This is a genomic window from Sporosarcina quadrami (genome assembly GCF_014836615.1).
GTDB lineage: Bacteria > Bacillota > Bacilli > Bacillales_A > Planococcaceae > Sporosarcina > Sporosarcina quadrami.
In genome coordinates, this window is record NZ_JACSQN010000034.1 from 1 (window position 1) to 4,020 (window position 4,020).

Sequence of the window (4,020 nt, forward strand, 5' to 3'; positions counted from 1 at the left end):
GTTACTTTTCGATACGACCGTTCTATGTTTCGATACGGCGTCTACGTTTCGATACGACCGATTTACGTTTCGTTGCGCAAGAGTTACTTTTCGATACGGCCGTTCTATGTTTCGATACGGTGTCTACGTTTCGATACGACCGAGTTACGTTTCGTTGCGCGAAGGTTACGTTTCGATACGAACGTTCTACGTTTCGATACGGCGTCTACGTTTCGTTGCGCAAGAGTTACGTTTCGATACTGCCGTTCTATGTTTCGATACGACCGATTTACGTTTCGTTGCGCAAGGGTTACGTTTCAATACGACCGGGTTACGTTTCGATACAGCGTAAACTACCCCCTGCCATCACAAACACTTGCTTACATTTCCAAGGTTTAGGGTATTTCATGAAGTAAAAGACGAGATGGGGTGGATTCATATGACAGAACGGAAATTAGTGGTGGCGGTTGCAGGGGCAAGCGGATATATCGGGCATAATTTGCTGAAAAGATTAAAGGGGCATGCGAAGGTGATTGCGCTGTCGCGGAACGGGGATCAGCGGAAGAATACGGACGATGTAGAATGGCGATCGTGTGATTTATTTTCGATGAAAGACGCGGAGAAAGCACTGGAAGGGGCGGACATCGCCGTCTATCTAGTGCACTCGATGTTGAAGTCTGCGCGGCTGACGCAAGGGTCGTTTGAAGATATGGATGTCATATTGGCCGATAACTTTGCGCAGGCGGCTAAGAAGCAGGGTATCCAGGAAATTGTCTATTTGAGCGGCATCATTCCGAAAGAGGAGGAACAGGATTTATCACGGCATCTGAAAAGCAGGCTGGAGTGTGAGCGGATCCTGCGGTCGTATGGTGTGCCTGTCACTGCATTGCGCGCGGGTTTGATCATCGGGCCGAAAGGGTCTTCATTCCCGATATTATCGAAACTTGTCAGACGTCTACCGATGATGATTCTGCCGAAGTGGACACGCTCGAACACGCAGCCTGTTGCCTTGACGGATGTACTAAAAGCGTTAAGCGCGATCATTTTGGAATTTGAACCGAAAGAGCGGACGATCGACATTGGTGGTCCGGAAGTGATGACTTATAAAAAGATGATGGAATTGACAGCGGATGCGCTTGGTACGAAACGCCGCTTCCTGGATGTGCCGTTCTTCTCGCTGAACTTATCCAGACTCTGGCTGACGCTCGTTACACAATCGTCGAAAGAGATGGTCTATCCGCTTGTGGAAAGTTTGCGCCATCCGATGGTCGTCAACCCGGAAAATCATCTGGTAGGCATTAGTGACGGCAAAATTCCATTCATGGAGGCCGCAAAAGAAGCGCTCCGAATTGAAGCGGAAACACCTGAGAAAAGTGGTAGACCGATTGTTTTCGGTCCTTTGAAACAAGACGTTCGTTCTGTGCAGCGGATTGAACTGCCGAACGGTTGGACGGCGGATGAAGCGGCGCGTTATTACGTCAAATGGCTACAGACCTTCCTTAACCCATGGGTGATGACGACGGTCGATGATGATTTAAACTGTAAAATTGGCTTTATCGGAAACCGAACATTGCTTGAATTGCAATATTCGCCTGAGCGGAGTACGGAAGATCGTGCGCTATATTATATAACGGGCGGATTCCTCATGGATGCGACTGTCAATCAGCGTGGGCGGATGGAATTCCGTAAAATTCCCGGAGCTGAAGAAGTGATCATTGCCATCCATGATTATCTGCCCGCTTTGCCATGGTTCATCTACTATGTGACCCAAGCCAATATGCATGCATTTGTCATGTGGAGTTTCCAGCGACATATGCATGCGCTTACGGTCAGTGAACAGACGCGGCTAGATGTGAGTAAATTGTATATTCCTGATGTGGAATCTGTCACATGAAAAAAGCCCGTCCGTTAGAGTACTATAAAAGTCAAAGTACTAACCAAATGAGTATCGAGTATACAAAAACAGCATCGCAATAGCGGTGCTGTTTTTAGTGCACAAAGAACTTTTGTTGTAATTCTGGTATACTACTAGCATATTATTTATTTAGTATGCTGCAAACGAGCCATTTAGTTGAGGATAAACCGTATTAGATAATAAATAAAACATAGCATTTCTCGTTACATGTTTACGTTAGTGATATAATTAAAAAAACAATATTGCGAGTGATTCAAATGGAGAATTTCATCTCAACAAAATATATTTTTTCAAAAACAAAAACCCTTGACTGAATCTAGTCAAGGGTTTTTGTTGCCTTCAGGCAAGTTTATATCTTGTTTAAAATTTTCAGGGAATTTATTTGATAAGGAGTTGTGTTTTGTTGGATGAACAAAAGTATAATGATTTAAAATTAGGTGAAAAAGGTGCTTATTTAAGTATAGTCGCTTATATATGTTTATCCATTTTAAAATTAATTATAGGATATTTAAGCGACTCTGAAGCACTGAAAGCAGATGGATTAAATAATACAACTGATATTGTTGCATCGTTCGCTGTTCTTATCGGGCTAAGATTATCGAGGAAACCAGCAGATAAAAATCATAAATATGGTCATTGGAAAAGTGAAACAATCGCATCGATGGTTGCTTCTTTTATTATGATGGCGGTAGGTATACAAGTCTTACTTAGCACAATCATCTCCTTTGCGGATGGAGGAAAGGAATCGCCAGATATAATGGCAGGATATGTTGGTATCTTTTCCTTTTTGGTCATGTATTTTGTTTATCGATACAATAAAAAATTAGCTGTGAAAATAAACAGTCAAGCTGTTATGGCGGCTGCCAAAGACAACATTTCAGACGCGTGGGTCAGTATAGGAACTGCTATAGGAATATTCGGATCTCAGTTAAATATGCCATGGCTTGATACCTTAACTGCACTAGTAGTAGGATTTCTAATTTGTAAAACGGCATGGGATATTTTTAGAGAAGCCTCCCATGATTTAAGTGACGGCTTTGATGAAAATCAAATCGAAGTTTACAAAAAAACGATTCAATCAATAAATGAGGTACAAGAGATTAAAGAAATTAAGGGTAGGAATTATGGAAATAATGCAGTCGTCGATATTGTAATTTTAGTACAACCAAATCTAAGTCTTGAAGAAGCTCATGATATTTCCACCTTAGTTGAAAACAAATTGAAAGAAAAAGATGGAGTATATGATGTTCATGTTCATGTTGAACCAAATTCCAATGGGAGTGCATAAATTTGGAGTATAAATTCAAGTAAAAACAATCTCCTTCCACTGCAAATGGGTTCGATTCTAGTATTTACAGAACTTTAGGCTACAAGCAACGGCAAGTACTATAAACAAAGTGTCCAACATTCATTAATGGTTCAATTAAATAATCTAGCCTTTAAAAACAAAAAATGATTAAGTGAATTTCAAGACAGATAGGACTGGTGAAAATGACTTTACCCTTTGACTGTATTACTGATTTTATTTTTGTGGAATCAAAGATTTCTCCTGCGGACGTGATTTTGATTCCGGGGTCTAATCATCCACAATTAATGGAAGAAGCGGCGGTTTTGTATAAAAAAGGAGTGGCACCATTTATACTGCCGTCTGGTGGTTATAAGGCTCATGTAGGTATGTCAGAATGGGCTTATTTAAAGAACATAGGCTTATCGAGAGGTATTCCAGAAGAAGTCATTTTAAAAGAAGATCAAGCACAGCATACATTAGAGAACGCAAGATTTTCTTTAGAGGTGCTCAAAAACAAAGGAATTGAGTTTGAGAAAGTCATTATTGTATGTAAAGCATGTCATTCTCGTAGAGCCTTAATGAGCTATCAAGAAGCTTTTCCACATACGACCGAGATTATGGTCAGGCCAGTTGTAGATCGCTATGAGATAACTAAAGATAACTGGTATTTATCTGCAAAAGGAATCGAACGAGTAATGTCTGAAGTTCAAAGAGTAGGTAAGTACTTTGGTGAATTTATTCCTAAATGGGTGAAGTGACAATTCTAGAGGTTTTTTATTTTAAGGCAAACGGAGGGCTGTTCGTACAAGTGCTTTCATCATCTTCATGGAATTCCTCC

The 4,020-nt window shown here is 40.9% G+C and carries 3 protein-coding genes; all 3 read left to right on the forward strand.

Features of this window, described 5'->3' with window-relative positions; translation table 11 throughout:
• Positions 1-418: 418 nt before the first annotated feature.
• Entirely contained in the window at positions 419-1,873 is a 1,455-nt protein-coding gene (locus tag H9649_RS17665) for an NAD(P)H-binding protein (RefSeq protein ID WP_191696246.1), read from the forward strand.
• Positions 1,874-2,297: 424 nt separating this feature from the next.
• Entirely contained in the window at positions 2,298-3,182 is an 885-nt protein-coding gene (locus H9649_RS17670; protein ID WP_191696247.1) for a cation diffusion facilitator family transporter, read from the forward strand.
• A 203-nt stretch (positions 3,183-3,385) separates the two neighbouring features.
• Positions 3,386-3,940 carry a YdcF family protein gene (locus tag H9649_RS17675; protein ID WP_191696249.1) on the forward strand — a complete coding sequence of 185 codons (555 nt, stop codon included), beginning with the start codon at positions 3,386-3,388 and terminating at the stop codon, positions 3,938-3,940.
• Positions 3,941-4,020: the final 80 nt, after the last annotated feature.